This window comes from Kitasatospora sp. NPDC058218 (genome assembly GCF_042882445.1).
GTDB lineage: Bacteria > Actinomycetota > Actinomycetes > Streptomycetales > Streptomycetaceae > Kitasatospora.
This window is the reverse complement of sequence record NZ_JBHVWC010000008.1, coordinates 89,384-109,241: the sequence shown is the minus strand read 5'-3', so window position 1 is coordinate 109,241 and position 19,858 is coordinate 89,384. Positions and strand designations below refer to the sequence as shown.

At 71.7% G+C, this 19,858-nt stretch carries 16 protein-coding genes; 8 read left to right on the top strand and 8 right to left on the bottom strand.

The window, feature by feature from the left end; translation table 11 throughout:
- Positions 1-113: 113 nt before the first annotated feature.
- The 3 genes from pta to pyk all read left to right on the top strand — a co-directional run bounded on the left by pta (position 114) and on the right by pyk (position 5,021).
- A complete protein-coding gene (gene pta / locus ACFVYI_RS07075) occupies positions 114-2,288 on the top strand; it encodes a phosphate acetyltransferase (protein ID WP_387882119.1) in 2,175 nt (724 codons plus the stop codon).
- On the top strand, positions 2,285-3,499 hold the full coding sequence (locus ACFVYI_RS07070) for an acetate kinase (protein WP_387882118.1): 1,215 nt from the start codon (positions 2,285-2,287) through the stop codon (positions 3,497-3,499). The genes pta and ACFVYI_RS07070 overlap by 4 nt, the downstream gene beginning before the upstream one ends.
- 94 nt (positions 3,500-3,593) lie before the next feature.
- Positions 3,594-5,021, top strand: coding sequence for a pyruvate kinase (pyk, locus tag ACFVYI_RS07065; RefSeq protein ID WP_387882117.1), 1,428 nt, complete (start codon positions 3,594-3,596; stop codon positions 5,019-5,021).
- Between the two features lie 78 nt (positions 5,022-5,099).
- On the opposite strand, the gene ACFVYI_RS07060 is transcribed toward pyk, so the two are convergent.
- The 4 genes from ACFVYI_RS07060 to ACFVYI_RS07045 form a co-directional block, all read right to left on the bottom strand.
- Complete coding sequence (locus tag ACFVYI_RS07060; protein ID WP_387882116.1) at positions 5,100-6,515, bottom strand: hypothetical protein; 1,416 nt, start codon at positions 6,513-6,515, stop codon at positions 5,100-5,102.
- A complete protein-coding gene (locus tag ACFVYI_RS07055; RefSeq protein ID WP_387882115.1) occupies positions 6,512-7,141 on the bottom strand; it encodes a DUF6114 domain-containing protein in 630 nt (209 codons plus the stop codon). Before ACFVYI_RS07055 ends, ACFVYI_RS07060 begins: the two co-directional genes overlap by 4 nt.
- Before the next feature lie 131 nt (positions 7,142-7,272).
- Positions 7,273-7,938: a DUF6230 family protein gene (locus ACFVYI_RS07050; protein WP_360638181.1), complete on the bottom strand. Its 666-nt coding sequence runs from the start codon at positions 7,936-7,938 to the stop codon at positions 7,273-7,275.
- 710 nt (positions 7,939-8,648) lie between these two features.
- Complete coding sequence (locus ACFVYI_RS07045; protein ID WP_387882114.1) at positions 8,649-9,632, bottom strand: tetratricopeptide repeat protein; 984 nt, start codon at positions 9,630-9,632, stop codon at positions 8,649-8,651.
- Between the two features lie 367 nt (positions 9,633-9,999).
- On the opposite strand from ACFVYI_RS07045, the gene ACFVYI_RS07040 reads away from it, so the two are divergent.
- Positions 10,000-10,695, top strand: a complete 696-nt coding sequence (locus tag ACFVYI_RS07040; protein WP_387882113.1) for a TetR/AcrR family transcriptional regulator — start codon at positions 10,000-10,002, stop codon at positions 10,693-10,695.
- A 77-nt stretch (positions 10,696-10,772) separates the two neighbouring features.
- Here the strand turns inward: ACFVYI_RS07040 and ACFVYI_RS07035 are convergent, their stop codons facing one another.
- The 3 genes from ACFVYI_RS07035 to ACFVYI_RS07025 form a co-directional block, all read right to left on the bottom strand.
- Positions 10,773-12,458 (bottom strand): methylmalonyl-CoA mutase, encoded by a 1,686-nt coding sequence (locus ACFVYI_RS07035; protein ID WP_387882112.1) that lies wholly within the window; start codon positions 12,456-12,458, stop codon positions 10,773-10,775.
- A gap of 247 nt (positions 12,459-12,705) precedes the next feature.
- A complete protein-coding gene (locus ACFVYI_RS07030; protein WP_387882111.1) occupies positions 12,706-13,047 on the bottom strand; it encodes a DUF3817 domain-containing protein in 342 nt (113 codons plus the stop codon).
- Between the two features lie 101 nt (positions 13,048-13,148).
- Positions 13,149-13,676, bottom strand: a complete 528-nt coding sequence (locus ACFVYI_RS07025) for a MarR family winged helix-turn-helix transcriptional regulator (RefSeq protein ID WP_387882110.1) — start codon at positions 13,674-13,676, stop codon at positions 13,149-13,151.
- A 496-nt stretch (positions 13,677-14,172) separates the two neighbouring features.
- On the opposite strand from ACFVYI_RS07025, the gene ACFVYI_RS07020 reads away from it, so the two are divergent.
- Positions 14,173-15,810, top strand: coding sequence for a M4 family metallopeptidase (locus ACFVYI_RS07020; protein ID WP_387882109.1), 1,638 nt, complete (start codon positions 14,173-14,175; stop codon positions 15,808-15,810).
- 426 nt (positions 15,811-16,236) lie between these two features.
- Positions 16,237-17,850: a M4 family metallopeptidase gene (locus ACFVYI_RS07015; RefSeq protein ID WP_387882108.1), complete on the top strand. Its 1,614-nt coding sequence runs from the start codon at positions 16,237-16,239 to the stop codon at positions 17,848-17,850.
- Positions 17,851-17,954: 104 nt separating this feature from the next.
- Here the strand turns inward: ACFVYI_RS07015 and ACFVYI_RS07010 are convergent, their stop codons facing one another.
- A complete protein-coding gene (locus ACFVYI_RS07010; protein WP_387882107.1) occupies positions 17,955-18,332 on the bottom strand; it encodes a DUF3817 domain-containing protein in 378 nt (125 codons plus the stop codon).
- Between the two features lie 154 nt (positions 18,333-18,486).
- Here ACFVYI_RS07010 and ACFVYI_RS07005 point away from each other — a divergent pair, with 154 nt between their 5' ends.
- Entirely contained in the window at positions 18,487-19,125 is a 639-nt protein-coding gene (locus tag ACFVYI_RS07005) for an AIM24 family protein (protein WP_360643875.1), read from the top strand.
- Positions 19,125-19,775: an AIM24 family protein gene (locus ACFVYI_RS07000; RefSeq protein ID WP_360643872.1), complete on the top strand. Its 651-nt coding sequence runs from the start codon at positions 19,125-19,127 to the stop codon at positions 19,773-19,775. Before ACFVYI_RS07005 ends, ACFVYI_RS07000 begins: the two co-directional genes overlap by 1 nt.
- Positions 19,776-19,858: the final 83 nt, after the last annotated feature.

The following is a 19,858-nucleotide window of genomic DNA, read 5'->3' as shown; positions in this document are numbered from 1 at the left end:
TGACCTTCGTCCCTTGCCCCGGGCGGGCCGCCCTGCTCGCGGACGGGCGTTCGCAGTGCGAAGGTATGGTCGATATGACCACTCTCTGAGACAACGGGACGGAGAAAGCCGCCGTGGCGCGCAGCGTGTACGTGACCGGGATCGACCGGGGGGACGGCCGGCAGGCCGTCGAGCTCGGGGTCATGGAACTGCTCACCCGCCAGGTGGACCGGGTCGGGGTGTTCCGGCCCCTGGTGCACGCCCACGCGCCCGGAGAGCGCGGCTCCGACCACGTCGTCGAGCTGCTGCGCACCCGCTACCGGGTCGACCTGCCGGCCGCCGAGCTCTACGGCCTCACCTACGAGGAGGCGGCCGCCCTGCAGGCCGCCCAGGGCCAGGACGAGCTGGTCTCCACCCTCGTCGACCGGTTCCGGGCGCTGGAGCGGCGCTGCCAGGCGGTGCTGGTGCTCGGCACCGACTTCGCGGACACCAACATCCCCGACGAGCTGGCCTTCAACGCCCGGCTCGCCAACGAGTTCGGCGCCGCGGTGCTGCCGGTGGTCGGCGGCCACTCGGAGGACCCGGCGGCCGTGATCGCCGAGGTCCGCAACGCCCACCGCGCCTACACCGACCTCGGCTGCGAGACCCTGGCGATGGTCGCCAACCGGGTCGCCCCCGGTGCCAAGCAGCGGATCCAGCGCACGCTCACCGAGAAGCTGCCGATCCCCGCCTACGTCATCCCGGAGGAGCCGGCGCTGGCCGCGCCGACCGTCGCCCAGCTGGTCGAGGCCACCGGCGCCGAGGTCCTGATCGGCGACGCGGCCGGCCTGGCCCGGGACGTCCGCGGCTTCGTCTTCGGCGGCGCCATGCTGCCGACCTTCCTGGACGCGCTGACCGAGGGCGCCCTGGTGGTCACCCCCGGGGACCGCGCCGACCTGGTTATCGGCTCGCTGGCCGCGCACGCCGCGGGCGCCCCGCCGATCGCCGGCGTGCTGCTGACGCTCGGCCAGCACCCCGGCCCGAACGTGATGGCGCTGGCCGCCCGACTGGCCCCCGGCACCCCGGTCGCGGTCGTCCCCGAGGGCAGCTGGATCACCGCCGCCGCCCTCACCCACCTGGAGGGCAAGCTCTCCGCAGCCAGCCCGCGGAAGGCCGAGATAGCCCTCGGCCTTTTCGAACTCCACGTGGACACGGCCGAGTTGACCACCCGCATCGAGGTCGGCCGGACCGAGCGGGTCACCCCGATGATGTTCGAGCACGCGCTGCTGGAGCGGGCCCGGGCCGCGCGGCGGCACGTCGTCCTCCCCGAGGGCACCGAGGACCGGGTGCTGCGCGCGGCCGAAGTCCTGCTCCGCCGAAACATCTGCGACCTCACCCTGCTCGGCGACGTCGACGCGGTGCGTCGCAAGGCCGCCGCCCTCGGCATCGACCTCCCCCAGGACGACCCGACGGCCGACCGGGTCCAGGTCCGGATCGTCGACCCGGCCACCAGCCCGCTGCGCCGGCAGTTCGCCGAGCTGTACGCGAGGCTGCGCGCCCACAAGGGCATGACCGTCGAGCTGGCGCTGGACGTCGTCACCGACGTCAGCTACTTCGGCACCCTGATGGTCCAGGAGGGCATCGCCGACGGCATGGTCTCCGGCGCGGTGCACTCCACGGCCGCCACCATCCGGCCCGCCTTCGAGGTGATCAAGACCGCGCCGGGCGCCGCGATCGTCTCCTCGGTCTTCTTCATGTGCCTGGCCGACAAGGTGCTGGTCTACGGCGACTGCGCGGTCAACCCCGACCCGGACGCCCAGCAGCTGGCCGACATCGCCATCCAGTCCGCCGCCACCGCCGCCCAGTTCGGCGTCGAGCCCCGGGTCGCGATGCTCTCCTACTCCACCGGCACCTCCGGCTCCGGCGCCGACGTCGACAAGGTCCGCAAGGCCACCGAGCTGGTCCGCGCACTGCGACCGGACATCCTGGTCGAGGGCCCGATCCAGTACGACGCGGCGGTGGACGCCCATGTCGCGGCCACCAAGCTGCCGGGCTCACCGGTGGCCGGCCGGGCCACCGTGCTGATCTTCCCGGACCTCAACACCGGCAACAACACCTACAAGGCGGTCCAGCGCTCGGCCGGCGCGGTGGCGGTCGGCCCGGTCCTGCAGGGGCTGCGCAAGCCCGTCAACGACCTCTCCCGCGGCGCGCTGGTCGAGGACATCGTCAACACCGTCGCGATCACCGCCATCCAGTCGCAGGAGCACGGCCGCGCACAGGCCGCCCCCGCCGCCCCGTCGCAGGACCGCACCGAAGGAGTCCGGGCATGAGTGAAGGCACCCGCGTCCTGGTCCTGAACGCCGGCTCCTCGTCGGTGAAGTACCAGCTCATCGACATGCTGGACGGCGCCCGACTGGCCTCCGGCCTGGTCGAGCGGATCGGCGAGGCGAACGGCCGGCTGGTGCACACCGCGCGCTCCGGCGAGAAGCGCGAGGCGCTCCAGGTCTTCCCCGACCACTCCGCCGCCCTGAAGGCCGTCGCCGAGGAGCTCGCCGCGGACGGCATCGGGCTGGACTCCCCCGAGCTGGCCGCGATCGGCCACCGGGTGGTCCACGGCGGGCTCCGCTTCACCGAGCCGACCGTGATCACCGACGACGTCCTCAGGGAGATCCGCCGGCTGATCCCGGTCGCCCCGCTGCACAACCCGGCCAACATCACCGGCATCGAGGTGGCCCGCGCGCTGCGCCCGGACCTGCCGCAGGTCGCCGTCTTCGACACCGCCTTCCACGCCTCGATGCCGGAGTACGCGGCCCGGTACGCCGTGGACAAGGCGGTCGCGGACGAGCACCGGGTGCGCCGCTACGGCTTCCACGGCACCTCGCACCAGTACGTCTCGCGGGCCACCGCCCGGCTGCTCGGCAAGGACCCGGCCGAGGTGAACGTGATCGTGCTGCACCTGGGCAACGGCGCCTCCGCCTCGGCGGTCGCCGGTGGCCGCTGCGTGGACACCTCGATGGGCCTGACGCCCCTGGAGGGCCTGGTGATGGGCACTCGTTCGGGTGATATCGACGCGGGCGTGGTGTTCCACCTGCACCGGGTCGGCGGGCTCTCGATCGACGAGATCGACGACCTGCTCAACCGCCGCAGCGGGCTGCTGGGGCTGTGCGGCGACAACGACATGCGCGAGATCATGCGGCGGGCCGAGGAGGGGGACGCGGACGCCCGGCTGGCGTTCGACGCCTACGTCCACCGGCTGCGCAAGTACATCGGCGGCTACTACGCGGTGCTCGGCCGGGTCGACGCCATCGCGTTCACGGCCGGCGTCGGCGAGAATGCGGCTCCGGTGCGGGCCGCGGCCACGGCCGGGCTGGAGGAGCTGGGCATCGCGGTGGACCCCGAGCTGAACTCGGTGCGCTCCGGCGAGGCCCGGATCATCTCGCCCGCGTACGGCCGGGTCGCGGTCGCCGTGGTGCCCACCGACGAGGAACTGGAGATCGCGCGACAGGCCTTCGCCCTGGTGCACCGGCAGTCCGGGGGCTGACCCACCGTCGTCTCGCTCCTCGGAATCCTTCGTCGGCGATTCCTCACGCTTCGTGCCGAATGCACCTATAACACGAACGGATAGACTGATCCATATGCGCCGAGCGAAAATTGTCTGCACCCTGGGTCCGGCCACGGACTCCTACGAACAGCTGAAGGCCATCGTCGAGGCGGGCATGAACGTCGCCCGACTGAACATGAGCCACGGCACCCACGCGGACCACGAGGAGCGGTACCGAAAGGTCCGCCAGGTCTCGGAGGACACCGGCAAGGCCATCGGCGTCCTTGCCGACCTCCAGGGGCCCAAGATCCGCCTGGCCACCTTCGCCAACGGTCCGGTGACCGTCGACAACGGTGACGAGTTCATCATCACCACCGAGGACGTCCCCGGCGACCAGCACATCTGCGGGACCACCTACAAGGGCCTGCCCGGCGACGTGAAGCCCGGCGACCCGATCCTGATCAACGACGGCGTCATCGCCCTGGAGGTCGTCAGCGTCGACGGCCCGCAGGTGAAGACCGTGGTCGTCGAGGGCGGCGTGCTCTCGAACAACAAGGGCATCAACCTGCCCGGTGCGGCCGTGAACGTGCCCGCCCTGTCCGAGAAGGACAAGGACGACCTGCGCTTCGCGCTGGAGCTGGGCGTCGACATGGTCGCCCTCTCCTTCGTCCGCAACGCGGCCGACATCAAGGACGTCCACGAGGTCATGGACGCGGTCGGCATCCGGGTGCCGGTCATCGCCAAGATCGAGAAGCCGCAGGCCGTCGAGGCCATGGAGGAGATCGTCCTCGCCTTCGACGCCATCATGGTCGCCCGCGGCGACCTGGCCGTCGAGTACCCGCTGGAGCGGGTGCCGCTGGTCCAGAAGCGCCTGATCACGCTGGCCCGCCGGAACGCCAAGCCGGTGATCGTCGCGACCCAGATGATGGAGTCGATGATCCACGCCTCGCGCCCGACCCGCGCCGAGGTCTCCGACGTCGCCAACGCGATCCTGGACGGCACCGACGCGGTCATGCTGTCCGCCGAGTCCAGCGTCGGCAAGTACCCGGTCGAGACGGTCCGCACCATGAGCCGGATCGCCGAGAAGGCCGAGGAGGAGCTGCTCTCGCAGGGCCTCCAGCCGCTGAACCCGGGCCGCAAGCCGCGCACCCAGGGCGGCTCGATCGCCCGCGCCGCGTGCGAGCTGGGCGACTTCCTCAACGGCAAGGCGCTGGTCGCGTTCACCAAGTCCGGTGACACCGCGCGCCGGCTCTCCCGCTACCGCTCGCCGATCCCGGTGATCGCGTTCACCCCGGACAACGCCACCCGCAACCAGCTCTCGCTGAGCTGGGGCGTCGAGGCGCACGTCACCGAGCAGGTCGGCTCCACCGACGAGATGGTGGCCCAGGTCGACCGCGAGCTGCTCAAGATCGGCCAGCTGGACCAGGGCGACACCGTCATCGTCACCGCCGGCTCGCCCCCCGGCGTCCCCGGCAACACCAACATGGTCCAGGTGCACCACCTGGGCACCCGGAGCGAGTGACACCGGCTCCCCCGAACGCCCGTGGGGCGGCCCCTCCTCGACGGAGGGGCCGCCCCACGGGCGTTTCACGGCATCGGCCTACTTGTTGCCGACGTAGGGCTTGTCGTCGTTGAAGAGCTGCATCCCGGGGATCTTCAGCGTGCCGCCGAACTGGCCGGACTGGATCGCGGTGACACCGGTCATCTGCATCCAGAGCGGGATCTCCAGCTTGCCGATCAGGTCGTACAGCCACTGCGGCAGCGGACCGTCGGGGGTGAGGGTGAGCTCGCCGAGGTCGATCGGGATCGGGATGCCGAGCACCTGGGACAGGTGGCCGGAGAGCTTCTCCACGTACATGGTGACCGGGCCCTGGCGCATGGTGGAGACCGAACCCGGCGCGCCCTTGACGTGGAAGGTCTTGCCGTTGCCCTCCAGCGTCGACATGTCGAGGTTCTCGATGTCCACGCTCTCGACCACGAACTTCAGCACCCGCTTGGTGGTGGTCGGCGTCTGGACGTCGACCACTCCCATCAGCACGGCGTGGTTCAGGGTCAGCCGGCTGGTCTGCAGGGTCCAGTTCTGGTCCGGGACGAGGATCGGGTTGTCCGGCTTCGCGCCGGCGGCCAGGCCCTTCATCGGGACCAGGCAGTTCGGGTCGGCGCTCGGCGAGGACGAGGCGGACGGCGAGGACGAGGCGGACGGGGTGGCCGGACCGCCGGTCTTGGCACCCGCGGACGGCTTGGCGGTGCCGCCCGCCTTGCCGCTCGGGGTCGTGGCGGCGGACGGGCTCTGCGCACCCGACGGAACGGCCGGCGGCGTCGTGGCGGAGGACGGCTGCGCGGGCACGGGCGCGGCGGGCGACTGGGTGCCCGCGGCCGGAGCGGCCGGGGCCACCGCGCGGTTGCCCGCGGCGGGCGCGGCAGGTGTCGACGGCGCCGGGCTCGCGGTGGTCGCGGAGGCCGACGGGCTCGGTGAACCGCTCGGGTGGATCAGGTTGGTGATGCCGCCGACGATGTCGTCGATCAGCCCGGCCTGGACGACCCCGCCGGAGCCGCCGGTGGTCGCGGACCGGACGGGGGTGCCCGAGACGGGCGTCGACGCGGGCGCCGTGGGCGTGGTCGGCGCCGTGGGAGCCGTCGTGGGAGCCGTCGCGGGCGTGCTCGTCGGACCGCTCGTCGGTGCGGCCGTCGGCGCTGCCGTCGTGGTGGCGGGCAGCGGCACGGACGGGCCCGGCAGCGGCGGGGGCAGCTCGCTCTTGGGAACGGGCGTCTCCGCCACCTTCGGCGACTGCGGGGCGACGTCGGGCGCCGTGGCGCACGGCTTGCCGGCGGAGGTCTCGGCGATCGCGGCGTTCGGTGTGTAGGCGGCGGCCATCAGCAGTGCGGTCGGCACCGCGGCCATCGCCAGCGCGCGGCCTCTGAGCCGGACCCGGACGGGCGTGCGGGGCGCCGCGTGCCGTGCGGAGCGCTGCTCCGGCAGACCCGGGCCGCCCTGCGGCTCCTGCGGCGCGCTCACCGTGCCTCCTTCGGCTCACCGGTCTGCTGCGGCGGAACGTCGGCGGCCGTCGGGGCCGTCGGCTCGGCCTGCGCGGGGACGACCGGCAGCGGCGCGGTGGCGGGTTCGGCGGCGGCGGTGGTGGCAACGGTGTCGGTGTCGGTGGTGGCCGTCTGCGCGGTGGGCTCGGTGGCCGTCGACTCGGCGGTGCCGGCCTCGACCGCCCCGACCGCCTCCGGCGGGTTCGGCGCCCAGGCGAGCATCAGCCCGCCGCCGATCAGACCCGGCAGCAGCGACAGCCCGAACCCGGAGAGGTTGGAGACCGGGACCGAGACCAGGGTGAGCAGGGTGGTGGCGACACCCGCGAAGAACCGGACGGCCGGCTGGAACCAGGCGGTCAGCCCCAGCACGATCAGCAGGACGCCGATGATCAGCGACCCGGCGCCGCCGGTGGTGGCCATCTGCACGGTCATGCCGCTCAACGACAGCTTGGCGTAAGGGAAGTACATGATCGGAACGCCGGCGATCATGGCCAGCAGGCCGCCGTAGAACGGCCGGGACCGGCGGAAGGTACGGAACACCCGACGCACCCACTGGGCGGGGTTCTCGTGCTCGGCGGGCCGGAACTCGGCAAGGGCGCTGGACACGGTGCAGCTCCTCGATGGTGTGAACGAGGCGAAAAACGGGAGGTGGAGGACCGGGAGCGGCGCGCGCACCGCCCCGGCCCCCCGGGTACCGCGGTCGGCGGCGGGCCGGGGGCCCGCCGCCGGTCAACGGCCTAGAAGCACTCGTGCCCGCCGTCGGTGTGCAGCGCGAGCTTCAGGCCCTGGAGCTTGAAGGTGCCGGCCGAGGTGGCCCAGGCGGTCTGCTGCACGTTCGACAGGTCGGCCTTGTCGGCGGCCTGGGCGAAGCCGGTGCCGCCGGAGGGCAGGCCGGTGCCGAGCCGGGACTTCCAGCCCTGGGTGGCGGTGCCCTTCAGGGTGGAGGCGTCCTGGCCGATGTTGATGTTGGTGAAGGTGGCGTCCGCGTTGAGCTGGTCGAGGTCGATCAGCAGGTTCTTGGCGCTGACCTGCTTCTCCGGGTCCTCGCTGTTGCCGGCCTCAAGACGCAGGGTGATCTTCGGCAGCTTCCACGGCAGGCCGGGGATGATGTTCGGGTCCGTCACCACCGACTGGCACAGGCCCTTGATCCGGGCCTCGTCGAAGGCCGAGACGGCGACCGGGTGCGGCGTGCCGTTGGACTCGGCGTCGATCGAGCCGAACTGCGCGAAGTTCGTGCCGTGCAGCTCCTGGGTGGAGACCTTGAAGTTCTGGCCGGAGACGCTGAACGAAGCCGCCAGCGCGTTGTTCGCCAGCGCGACGCCCACCGCGGCGGTGGCCGCGAGGCTGGGCACCATCACGAGGGCGAAGCGCTTCCAGCGGGTCTTGCCGTAGGTCTGGGACATGCGAGTCCTCCTTCTAGGACGTACATCTCCGGCTCCCCGGCGGTGCGTCCCGCACCGGTGGGGGCCTGGGATGGGAGAGAGCTACGTCCTCGGTAGCGGAGAGCGCCATGGGTGCCGTCGGACGCGGGAGCGGCCGGCACACAGCGGCACTCCCGTCCCTTCACCGACCACCCCTGCGGGGCGGCGGGCAGGACCGACGACATCGGCGATCACCCCCGAGCGACAACCAGCGACCGCGCGGGCCGCGCGGCCGGATCGAAGGACAGGAACCGCCGTGGGACCGCGGATACCCCCCTGCCCTCCCACCGTCGGCCGGGGCCGACGGCTCACCCGGTGGGGATCCCTCGCTCCGCCCGCCGACCGGATCGTCGGGGGTTGGAGTCTGGGACCGGGCGTCGCCGATGCTGCTCGAATCCCGGGCGAAGCACAAGGGGTTCATTACTGACGGGTAATCCAACATCCGATGGCGGCGATCATGGAATTGGCCACCCGCACACCCAGAGTGATGAATTGAAGGAACCGTGAGGACGAAATCCGCCGGAAACACCAGCGAAACACCCGTGGACGGTCACCTGAAGTGACCGTCCACGGGTGTTGTCAAGATTTGGTAAACCTCTGACACGATGACCGGATTGTCGCCAAATCGCCAGCGACACCGCAGGTCATCCGCCGTGCCAGGAAGGGGTCGGGAAGGAGCCCGGCGAGGGCCCTCAGAACAGGACGCGGGCCAGGGCGCCGCGCGCCGCCGTCACCCTCGGGTCCTCGCTGCCGATCACCTCGAACAGCTCCAGCAGCCGGAGCCGGACGGTGTCCCGGTCCTCGCCGAAGGTCCGCCCGACGGTGGCCACCAGGCGCCCGAAGGCGTCCTCGACATGACCGCCCACCAGGTCCAGGTCGGCCGCCTTCAGCTGGGCCCCGACGTCCTTCGGGTCGGCCGCGGCCGCCGCGCGGACCGTCGCCAGGTCCAGCCCCTCCACCCGGCGCAGCAGCTCCGCCTGGGCCAGGCCGAGCTTGGCCTCGGTGTTGCCCGGCTCGTCGACCAGCACGTTCTGGTACGCCTGGATGGCGCCGCCGAGGTCCCCCCGGTCCAGCGCCTCGTGCGCGGCCGCCAGGGCCGGGTCCTCCGGCAGGTACGGGCCGGCCTCGCCCGGCGCCTCGGCCGGTGCCCCGGCGCCGCCCACCACGCCGAAGCGCTGCTCGGCGACCAGGATCAGCTGGTCCAGCACCTTGCGGACGTTGGGCTCGCTCTCGGCGCCCTGGAACAGCGGCACCAGCTGGCCCGCCACCACGGCCATCACGGCCGGAACGCCCTGGATGCCGAACTGCTGGGTGAGCAGCTGGTTGGCCTCGACGTCGATCTTGGCGAGCACGATCCGGCCCGCGTACTCCTCGGCCAGCCGCTCCAGCATCGGGCTGAGCTGCTTGCAGGGCTCGCACCACTCGGCCCAGAAGTCGATGACCACCGGCACTTCGGTGGAGCGCTGGACGACCTCGGTCTCGAAGGTGTCCTCGGTGACATCGATGACGAGCGGGTACGCGGACGGGTCCGGGGCGATGCCGGCCGCCGCCTGGCGGGCCCGCTCGGCCCTGGCCTGCTCGGCCTTCTGGGCAGCCTCGCCGGCTGCCTTCACTGCGGCGAGGTCGACCGCACCGCGCAGAGCGGAGCTGTTGAGACGCGAATTCCGTGGCTGCATGGCACTATCCTCCCCCGTCCGTGCTGCTGGCGGGCACCAACCTCCGGAAAGTCGCACCACGCGGGCTGCGCGGCGCCGATTTCCGGGGTGGACGACCCGTCCCCCGGTAGCCTGAACCGTTCGGCGCGGATCCCCATCCGCACCCGCGCCGCCCCCGTCCCACGGGGTCGCGGCGCCTGGTTGTCACTGCTTTCGCTACGAGTCGTAGCGTAACTGGACCGAGGCCCCCCGCCGCAACCCCATCGGAGCGTCCCGGGACGTGAGCTGTCCCACTTTCGCGCACACCCCGGCTGACCCGGACGGCGAACAGTCGCTACCGTTACCTGCCCCACCCATGTTACTTACCAGTACATCGCAAGGAGGCCCGGTGCCGGCCCCCCAGTCCCCCGTGACCCCGGCACGCCCGGCGGGCCGTGAAGACCCCGCCGGGGCCCCGGAGAGCCCCGACGGCACCACCGCCCGGGCCAAGGGGCGCCCGCGCAGCGCGGCCGCCGACACCGCCATCCTCGACGCCACCCGCGAGGCCCTGGCCGAACTCGGCTGGGGCGGGCTGACCATGGGTCACGTGGCCGCCCGCGCCAAGGTCGCCAAGACCACCCTGTACCGCCGCTGGCCCTCCAAGAACGAGCTGGTGGTGGACGCCGTCGCCAGCCTCTTCGACGAGCTGGTGATGCCCGACCTCGGCAGCCTGCGGGCCGACATCGAGGCCGTGGTCGCCCAGTTCGCCGATCTGCTGGCCCGCCCGGAGACACAGGCCGCCCTGCTCGCCCTGTTCGCCGAGGGCACCCGGGACCGGCAGCTGCGGCGGCGGATCCGGGAGGCGATCGTCGACCCGCAGAAGCGCCTGGTCCGGCAGGGCCGGGCCGCCGCCCAGGCGCGCGGCGAACTCGCCCCCGACGACGACCCGACGACGGCCGCCGAGGAGATCGACATCATCTTCGACACCATCGCCGGCACGGTCGAGCACCGGGTGCTGGTCAGCGGCGAGCCGATCACCGCGGGGTGGATCAGCCGGTTCACCGATCTGCTGCTCGGCCCGTTCCCGCACCTCGCCGCGGGCTGAACGAACACCGAGAACCGCCCCGCGCGAAGAGCGTGCGGGGCGGTTCTCGGCACCATCGCCAGGATGTGGCGGGCGGCTCAGAAGCTGGCGGTCTCCCGGTAGATGCCCCACTCCTCGCGCAGCACGTTGCAGATCTCGCCGAGGGTCGCCTCGGCCCGCACCGCGTCCAGCATCGGCGGGATCATCGACGCGCCCGAGCGCGCCGCCGCGAGCATCGCGTCCAGCCCGGCCCGCACCGCCGCCTCGTCCCGCCCGGCCTTGCGCTCGGCCAGGACGCGGACCTGCTCGCGCTCGACCTCGTGGCTGACCCGCAGGATCTCCAGCTCGGGGGTGACGCTGCGCGGGTGGCAGTTGACCCCGACGACCCGCTTCTCGCCCTTCTCGACCCCCTGCTGGTACTGGAAGGCCGCCTCGGCGATCTCCCCGGTGAAGAAGCCCTCCTCGATCCCGCGCAGGATGCCGGAGGTGATCGGGCCGATCTCGTGGTCCTCGCGGCCCTTGTCCAGGATCCGCCGGAAGATCGCCTCGGCCTGCTCCTCGATCCGGTCGGTGAGCGCCTCGACGTACCAGGAGCCGCCCAGCGGGTCGGCCACGTTGGTGATGCCGGTCTCCTCCATCAGCACCTGCTGGGTGCGCAGGGCGATCTCGGCGGCCTGCTCCGAGGGCAGCGCCAGGGTCTCGTCCAGGGCGTTGGTGTGCAGCGAGTTGGTGCCGCCGAGCACCGCCGAGAGGGCCTCGACGGCGGTGCGGACCACGTTGTTGTACGGCTGCTGGGCGGTCAGCGAGACACCGGCGGTCTGGGTGTGGAAGCGCAGCCACTGCGCCTTGTCCGTCCGGGCACCGAAGCGGTCGCGCATCCAGCGGGCCCAGATCCGGCGCGCGGCACGGAACTTGGCGATCTCCTCGAAGAAGTCGAGGTGCGCGTCGAAGAAGAAGGAGAGGCCGGGCGCGAAGACGTCCACGTCCAGCCCCCGGGACAGGCCCAGCTCGACGTAGGCGAAGCCGTCCGCCAGCGTGTACGCCAGCTCCTGCGCGGCCGTCGAGCCGGCCTCGCGGATGTGGTAGCCGGAGACCGAGAGCGGCTTGTACGCCGGGATGCCCTCGGCGCAGTACGCCATCAGGTCGCCGATCAGGCGCAGGTGCGGCTCGGGCGCGAAGAGCCACTCCTTCTGCGCGATGTACTCCTTGAAGATGTCCGTCTGCAGGGTGCCGTTGAGCACCGCCGGGTCGACGCCCTGGCGCTCGGCGGCGACCAGGTACATGCAGAAGATCGGGACGGCCGGGCCGCTGATCGTCATCGAGGTGGTGACCTCGCCGAGCGGGATCCCCTTGAAGAGGACCTCCATGTCGGCCGCCGAGTCGATCGCGACACCGCAGTGCCCGACCTCGCCGAGCGACTTGGCGTCGTCGGAGTCGTAACCCATCAGGGTGGGCATGTCGAAGGCGACCGAGAGGCCGCCGCCGCCCGCCTCCAGGATCATCCGGTAGCGCTCGTTGGTCTGCTCGGCGTTGCCGAAGCCGGCGAACTGGCGGATGGTCCACGTCCGCCCCCGGTAGCCGGTGGCGTGCAGCCCTCGGGTGTACGGGTACTCGCCCGGCCAGCCGATCCGCTCGAAGCCCTCGACCGGCTGCCCCGCGGGCGGGCCGTAGACCGGCTCGACCTCGTCGCCGGAGAGGGTGGTGAAGTCCGCGTCCCGCTTGCGGGCACTGTCGTACCGCTGCTGCCAGCGCTGCCGCCCGCGCTCGATCTCCTCGGCGTCCATGGCCCCGAACTCCGCTCCGTACGGCCGCCACGGCACGTGGACGGCACAGCTGTTAGGACGTCCTGCCAATTTACTCGGACGTCCTACTAATTGTCGATGGAGCAGCGGTCGACCGGGCGGCGAACGCGCCGGGGAACGCCGAAGACCCCGCCCCGGGCGCGGGCGGCGCCGACCCGGGGCGCCCGAGAACGAAGGGCGCCCCTCCCCGCATGCGGGGAGGGGCGCCCTCGGAGGCTCGGCGGGTGGATCAGACGCCGGCGGTCTGCCGGGCGGCGCCACCGGCGGGGAGCTGCTCGACGGCCTCGCGGACCACCCGGCGCTCGGCGACGAAGGAGGCGAACGGGATGCAGCCGGCGGCCAGGGTGAGGATCATCCGGCCCAGCGGCCACTTGAGCTTCTGGCCGAGCAGGAAGGTGACCACGAAGTACCCGATGTAGAGGTAGCCGTGCAGCATCGCGACGTAGGTGGTCACGTCCTCGGCCGCGTCGAAGCCGTACTTCGCGACCATGAAGCCGCAGAACACGAGCAGTGCCACACCGGTCGCAATGGCCAAGGCCCGGTACCAGCCCAGCAGGGGGGTCGCCTTCATACTCTTCATCGCCTCGCTCGCCAGGATTCGGCCGGTACGCCCGGATCCGCGCACCGCTCCCACGAGGGTAGCCGCCGCTTACGGGTGCGCCGCGCAGCGCCCTACTCCGCCGCCCCCGCGTCCGGCTCGGTGAAGTCCCCGGCGGCGATGCGCAGCGGCCGGAGCAGGTCGAACACCTGGCGGCACTGGTCGGCGCCGTACTCCTCCAGGCCGAACTCCATCGCCATCAGCTCCCGGGTGGCGTCCTCCACCACCTCGCGACCGCGGGCGGTGATGCTCGCGAGCACCCCGCGGCCGTCCAGCGGGTTGGGCCGGCGGGCGACCAGGCCGGCCCGCTCCAGGCGGTCGACGGTGTTGGTGACGCTGGTCGGGTGGACCATCAGCCGCTCGCCGATCTTGGACAGCGAGAGCTCTCCGGTCCGGCTGAAGGTGAGCAGCACCAGCGCCTCGTAGCGGGCGAACGTCAGCCCGTACGGCTTGAGCACGGCGTCCACCCGCGCGAGCAGGATCTGGTGGGCGCGCATGATCGAGGTGATCGCCGCCATCGAGGGGACTCCGCCCCAGCGGCGGGTCCAGAGCTCGTCGGCGCGGGCGATCGGATCGAAGTCGAGTGCGAGGGGCTTGGCCACGCCCCTTACCGTACCGGCGGGTGGGCAGGGTGTTATCAGGCGTCCTGATGGTGGACAAGCGCGACACGTGGCGGGATCACGCCAGTGGGACGCCCAGGTCCGTACCAGGACATTGCGGGGGTGTGAACCACCGCCAATCGCCCTCCACCGGGGCACGGTTGGCCACCGAGCGGGCGTCCGGCCCGCAGCCAGGCCTCCGTTCGGACGGTAACCCGCTGCAAGGCGGGGTGATTCAACCGTTTTGTCGCCCCGTTTACCTTCCGCCGGGCTGGCGAGACCTGGCCAATCGATGAACGAGACCTGTCATTTCACTTGTTGGATTGTCATGCTTTCGGCCAGCCCCGTTCGGCAGGCCACCTCCCCACTCACGGGTGGCCCCGCCGCTCGACCGCACGGAGCAGCTCGTCAGCGCCCGTTCCGCCCCTCAGGTGTCAACCCCGGCACCCCGGGACGAGGCGCGCCCGCACACCCGCGGTTTCCCGGAAGGACCCTGTACGTGAAGCGAAAGCTCGCAGCCGGCGCCGTACTCTCCGCCACCGCCCTCCTCACCGGCGTCATCCAGGTGAGCACCGCCGCCCAGGCCGCCCCGACCCCCTCGGCGCAGGCCCAGGCCTCGCAGCAGCGCGAGGCCGTCCTCGCCGTGGCGAAGGGTCAGGCCGACCCGCTGGCCAAGGCGCTCGCCCTCGGCGGCCAGGAGAAGCTGGTCGCCAAGGACGCCGTGGTGGACGCCGACGGCACCCGTCACCTCCGCTTCGAGCGCACTTTCGCCGGCCTGCCCGTCCTCGGCGGCGACCTGGTCGTGCACCAGGCCGCGGGCGGTGCGGTCAAGGCCGTGGACAAGGCCGTCACCGCGCCGATAGCCGTGCCGAGCCTCACCCCGGCCATCCCCGCCGACAAGGCGGCCGCGCAGGCCTCCGGCGCCGTGCAGGCCACCGTCGGCATCACCGCCGACAAGGACGAGTCGCCGCTCACCGAGGTCCACCAGACCGGCGCCGCGCAGCTGGTGGTCTGGGCCGCGGACGGCAACCCGCGCCTGGCGTACCGGACGACCGTCGAAGGCCTGCGCGCCGACGGCACCCCGTCCAGCCAGCTGCTGGTCACCGACGCCGCCACCGGCGAGGTGCTCTCCACCCACGAGCAGGTGCAGACCGCGACCGGCTCCGGCAAGGGCGTCTTCGTCGGCAGCGTCCCGCTGACCACCACCACCGCCAGCGGCGGCTACTCGCTGAAGGACGCCTCCCGCGGCGGCCAGTCCACCGTCGACTTCAAGAACCGGACCTCCGGCTCGGGCACGCTGTACACCGACGCGGACAACGTCTGGGGCACCGGCCTCGTCTCCAACGGCCAGTCGGCCGCGGTGGACGCCCAGTACGGCGCGGCGGCCACCTGGGACTTCTACAAGAACACCTTCGGCCGCAACGGCATCAAGAACAACGGCGTCGGCGCCACCAGCCGCGTTCACTACGGCAAGAACTACGTGAACGCGTTCTGGAGCGACCAGTGCTTCTGCATGTCCTACGGTGACGGCGCGAGCAACACCCACCCGCTGACCGAGATCGACGTGGCCGGCCACGAGATGACCCACGGCGTCACCTCGGCCACCGCGGGCCTCAACTACTCGGGCGAGTCCGGCGGCCTGAACGAGGCCACCTCGGACATCTTCGGCACCATGGTCGAGTTCTACGCCAACCTCGCCACCGACAAGCCGGACTACCTGATCGGCGAGGAGATCGACCTCAACGGCGACGGCACGCCGCTGCGCTACATGGACAAGCCCTCCAAGGACGGCGGCTCGGCCGACTCCTGGTCGTCCGGCGTGGGCAACCTCGACGTCCACTACTCCTCGGGCGTGGCCAACCACTTCTTCTACCTGCTGGCCGAGGGCAGCGGCGCCAAGACCATCAACGGCGTCAGCTACAACAGCCCGACCTCCAACGGCTCCACGATCACGGGCATCGGCCGGGACAAGGCCGCCGCGATCTGGTACCGCGCGCTGACCGTGTACTTCACGTCCACCACCAACTACAAGGCGGCCCGCACCGGCACGCTGAGCGCGGCGGCGGACCTCTACGGCGCGGGCAGCGCCGAGTACAACGCGGTGGCGGCCGCCTGGAGCGGCGTCAACGTCAGCTGACGTCCGCGCCAAGGACGCCCGGGGCCTCACTGGGAGGGGAGGCCCCGGGCGTTCGCGCGTCCGCACGGCGCGGAGGTGACTCCGGCTCCGTAGCAATCCGCACGGCGGGCGACAAGGGCGGCCGCTGGCGGGATCCCGCCAGCGGGACAAAGCACCCGGAGCGGTTCACCCGCCGCACCCGAACCACGCGCACCGGCGGCTGGCGAGACCTGGCCAATCGCCGGCGGCGCCCTGTCCTTTCACGACCTGCATTGTCATGCTTCTGCCCAAGCCCCGTTCGACGGCTGTCGCCCCCACCCACCGACCGGCCGTCAAGGACCGCACGGGAGCAGCACGTCAGCGCCCTACCGCCCCACGGTGCCAACCCCGGCGCCCCGGTACGCGGCGCGACCGCGCACACGCGGTTTCGTGGAAGGAACCCCGTACGTGAAGCGAAAGCTGACAGCCGGAGCCGTACTCTCCGCCACCGCCCTGCTCGCCGGCGCCATCCAGGTCGCCGCCGCCCCCGCCCAGGCCGCCGCCCCCTCGGTGGTGCAGCAGCGCGACGCGCTGATCACGCTGGCCTCCGGCGAGGCCGCGCCGCTCGCGCGGGCGCTCGCCCTCGGCGGCCAGGAGCGGCTGGTCGTCAAGGACGCCGTGGTGGACGCCGACGGCGCCCGCCACCTGCGCTACGAGCGGACGCTGGGCGGCCTGCCGGTCCTCGGCGGCGACCTCGTGGTGCACCAGAAGGCCAACGGCTCGATCACCTCGGTGGACCGGGCCTTCGGCGGGCAGCTCTCGCTGCCGAGCCTCACCCCGGCACTGTCCGCCGACAAGGCCGGTGCCCAGGCGCTCGGCGCCGTCCGGGCCACCGTCGGCATCGCCGCGGACAAGGACGAGTCGGCGATCAGCCGGGTCGACGGCGCCGGCGCGGCCACCCTGGTGGTCTGGGCGGCCGACGGCACCCCGCGGCTGGCGTACCAGACCGTGGTCCGCGGCGAGCGGGCCGACGGCACCCCGTCCAGCCAGCGGCTGGTCACCGACGCGGCCACCGGCGAGGTGCTCTCCACCCACGAGGAGTTCCAGACCGCGACCGGCAGCGGCAAGGGCGTCCACGTCGGCTCGGTCACCCTGACCACCACCCAGAGCGGTTCGACCTACCAGCTCAAGGACGCCTCCCGGGGCAACCAGTCGACCGGCAACGCCGACAACGGCAACGCGCTGTACACCGACGCGGACAACGTCTGGGGCAACGGCCTCGCCTCCAACACCCAGTCCGCCGCCGTGGACGCCCAGTACGGCGCCGGCGCGACCTGGGACTACTACAAGAACACCTTCGGCCGCAGCGGCATCAAGAACAACGGCGTCGGCGCCACCAGCCGCGTCCACTACGGCAACGCCTACGTCAACGCCTTCTGGAACGACTCCTGCTTCTGCATGACGTACGGCGACGGCGCCAACGACAGCAACCCGCTGACCGCGATCGACGTGGCCGGCCACGAGATGACCCACGGCGTCACCTCCGCCACCGCCGGGCTGGTCTACTCCGGCGAGTCCGGCGGCCTCAACGAGGCCACCTCGGACATCTTCGGCACCATGGTCGAGTGGTACGCCAACCTGCCCACCGACGTGCCGGACTACCTGATCGGCGAGAAGCTCAACATCAACGGCAACGGCACCCCGCTGCGCTACATGGACAAGCCCTCCAAGGACGGCGCGTCCAAGGACTCCTGGTACTCCGGGGTCGGCAACGTGGACGTCCACTACTCCTCGGGCGTGGCCAACCACTTCTTCTACCTGCTGGCCGAGGGCAGCGGCGCCAAGACCATCAACGGCGTCAGCTACAACAGCCCGACCTCCAACGGCTCCACCGTCACCGGCATCGGCCGGGACAAGGCCGCCGCGATCTGGTACCGCGCGCTGACCGTGTACTTCACCTCCACCACCAACTACAAGGCCGCCCGCACGGCGACCCTGAAGGCGGCGGGGGACCTCTACGGCACCACCAGCACCCAGTACGCGGCGGTGGCCGCGGCCTGGAGCGCGGTGAACGTCAACTAGTCACCGTCTGATCACCACCGGACCACACCTGGTAACGGCGACAGGCTGTCGGGGCCCACTGGGAGAGGAGGCCCCGACAGCCTGTCGGCCTGTCCGCGGGAGGTTCAGGCGGCGGCGGGCTCGCGTGCGGGCGCGAGTTCGCCGCGCTCCTCCTTGGCGAGGGTGCGCTCGGCGAAGAAGCCGCCGGTGGGAAGCACCGAGAGGACGAAGAGCAGGACGCCGCGCTTGGCGTCCCACTTCTGCGCCTGCCAGGCCATGATCCAGAAGACCACGTACAGGATGAACAGCACCCCGTGGACCATGCCCATCACCGGGACGGCGTCGAAGCTGGTGGTGCGCTTGAGCACCGAGCAGACCAGGAGCAGGAGAAAGGAGAGGCCCTCGGGCCCCGAGATCAGACGCAGGCGGTGGACGGCGCTGCTGTTCACGATGGGTACCTCGGATAGGGGTCGAAGATCGCTTGTGAACCGGCTCACAAGCATCCCCGCCATTATCACCGAGCACACGCCCGGGCCCGCGCCCGGGGTACGCGCACGGGTACGGCCGGTGTCCGACCGGGCGTGATTTGTCGCAGACCGGTACCAGAACGGCGACACCCCCTCCCCCGGAAGCACCGGATCCCGCTACATTGCGGCGGTGGCACAGTTTCGACTCCAAGGGTCCAAGACGCTCGCCGTCGACATGACGGGCGACGCCGTGAAAGCCAGAAACGGCTCGATGGTCGCGTACAGCGGCCAGATGAACTTCAAGAAGCTCTCCGGCGGCGGCGACGGTCTGCGCGGCATGGTGACCCGGCGGCTCACCGGCGAGCAGATGACGGTCATGGAGGTGAAGGGGCAGGGCACCTGCTACTTCGCCGACCGGGCGACCGAGATCAACCTCGTCCGGCTGAACGGCGAGACGCTCTACGTCGAGTCGGACAACCTGCTCTGCACCGAGGGCACGCTGAAGACCGGCACCACCTTCACCGGCCTCAACGGGATCTCCTCCGGCAACGGCCTGTTCACCACCAAGGTGGAGGGCCACGGCTGGGCCGCGCTCACCTCCAAGGGGCCGGCGATCATCCTGCGGGTCTCCCAGGGCATGCCGCTGCGGGTGGACCCGGGGGCGTACGTCGCGCACACCGGCAACCTCAGCCGCAGCCTCAAGTCGGGCGCCGGCTGGTCCACCTTCATCGGCGAGGGCGGCGGCGAGGCCGTCCAGGTGGAGTTCTCCGGCGAGGGCCTGGTCTACGTTCAGCCGTCCGAGAAGATCACCGTCGGGGGCGACGTCTGATGCCGTTCACCAGGATCAACAACAAGATGATCGAGGCCCGGGTCGTCCCCGGGCAGCGGCTGTTCAGCCAGCGCGGCGCGATGCTCGCGTACACCGGCGAGGTCCGCTTCACCCCGAACATCACCGGCGGCCAGGGCGGGGTCATGTCGATGATCGGCCGCCGGGTGGCCAACGAGGACACCCCGCTGATGACGGTCGAGGGCCAGGGCACCGTGATGTTCGGCCACGGCGGCCACCACGTGCACGTGATCGAGCTGGCCGGCGACACCCTGTACGTCGAGGCGGACCGGCTGCTGGCCTTCGAGGGCTCGCTGCAGCAGTCCACCATGTTCATGGGCTCGCAGGGCGGCGTGATGGGCATGGTCCGCGGCCAGGTGACCGGGCAGGGCCTGTTCACCACCAAGCTGGACGGCCACGGCTCGGTCGCGGTGATGGCGCACGGCGGCGTCTTCGAGCTGCCGATCACCCCGCACCAGCCGGTCCACGTCGACCCCCAGGCCTATGTCGCGCACCGCGGTCAGGTCCAGAACAAGCTGTCCACCGCGCTGGGTTGGCGCGACATGATCGGACGCGGCTCCGGCGAGGCCTTCCAGCTGGAGCTGTCCGGGAACGGCACGGTGTTCGTGCAGGCGAGCGAGGAGAAGCTCTGATGTCCTACCCGCCGCAGCCCCCCTACGGGCAGCCGCACGACCCGTACGGCCAGCAGCAGCCGTACGGCCAGCCGTCGCCGTAC

Excerpts from the sequence above, each read along its gene's own strand:
- ACFVYI_RS07070 (WP_387882118.1), top strand. The coding sequence starts at position 2,285 with ATGAGTGAAGGCACCCGCGTCCTGGTCCTGAACGCCGGCTCCTCGTCG.
- pyk (WP_387882117.1), top strand. The coding sequence starts at position 3,594 with ATGCGCCGAGCGAAAATTGTCTGCACCCTGGGTCCGGCCACGGACTCC.
- ACFVYI_RS07050 (WP_360638181.1), bottom strand. The coding sequence starts at position 7,938 with ATGTCCCAGACCTACGGCAAGACCCGCTGGAAGCGCTTCGCCCTCGTG.
- ACFVYI_RS07045 (WP_387882114.1), bottom strand. The coding sequence starts at position 9,632 with ATGCAGCCACGGAATTCGCGTCTCAACAGCTCCGCTCTGCGCGGTGCG.
- ACFVYI_RS07035 (WP_387882112.1), bottom strand. The coding sequence starts at position 12,458 with ATGGACGCCGAGGAGATCGAGCGCGGGCGGCAGCGCTGGCAGCAGCGG.
- ACFVYI_RS07030 (WP_387882111.1), bottom strand. The coding sequence starts at position 13,047 with ATGAAGGCGACCCCCCTGCTGGGCTGGTACCGGGCCTTGGCCATTGCG.
- ACFVYI_RS07010 (WP_387882107.1), bottom strand. The coding sequence starts at position 18,332 with ATGCTTGTGAGCCGGTTCACAAGCGATCTTCGACCCCTATCCGAGGTA.
- ACFVYI_RS07000 (WP_360643872.1), top strand. The coding sequence starts at position 19,125 with ATGCCGTTCACCAGGATCAACAACAAGATGATCGAGGCCCGGGTCGTC.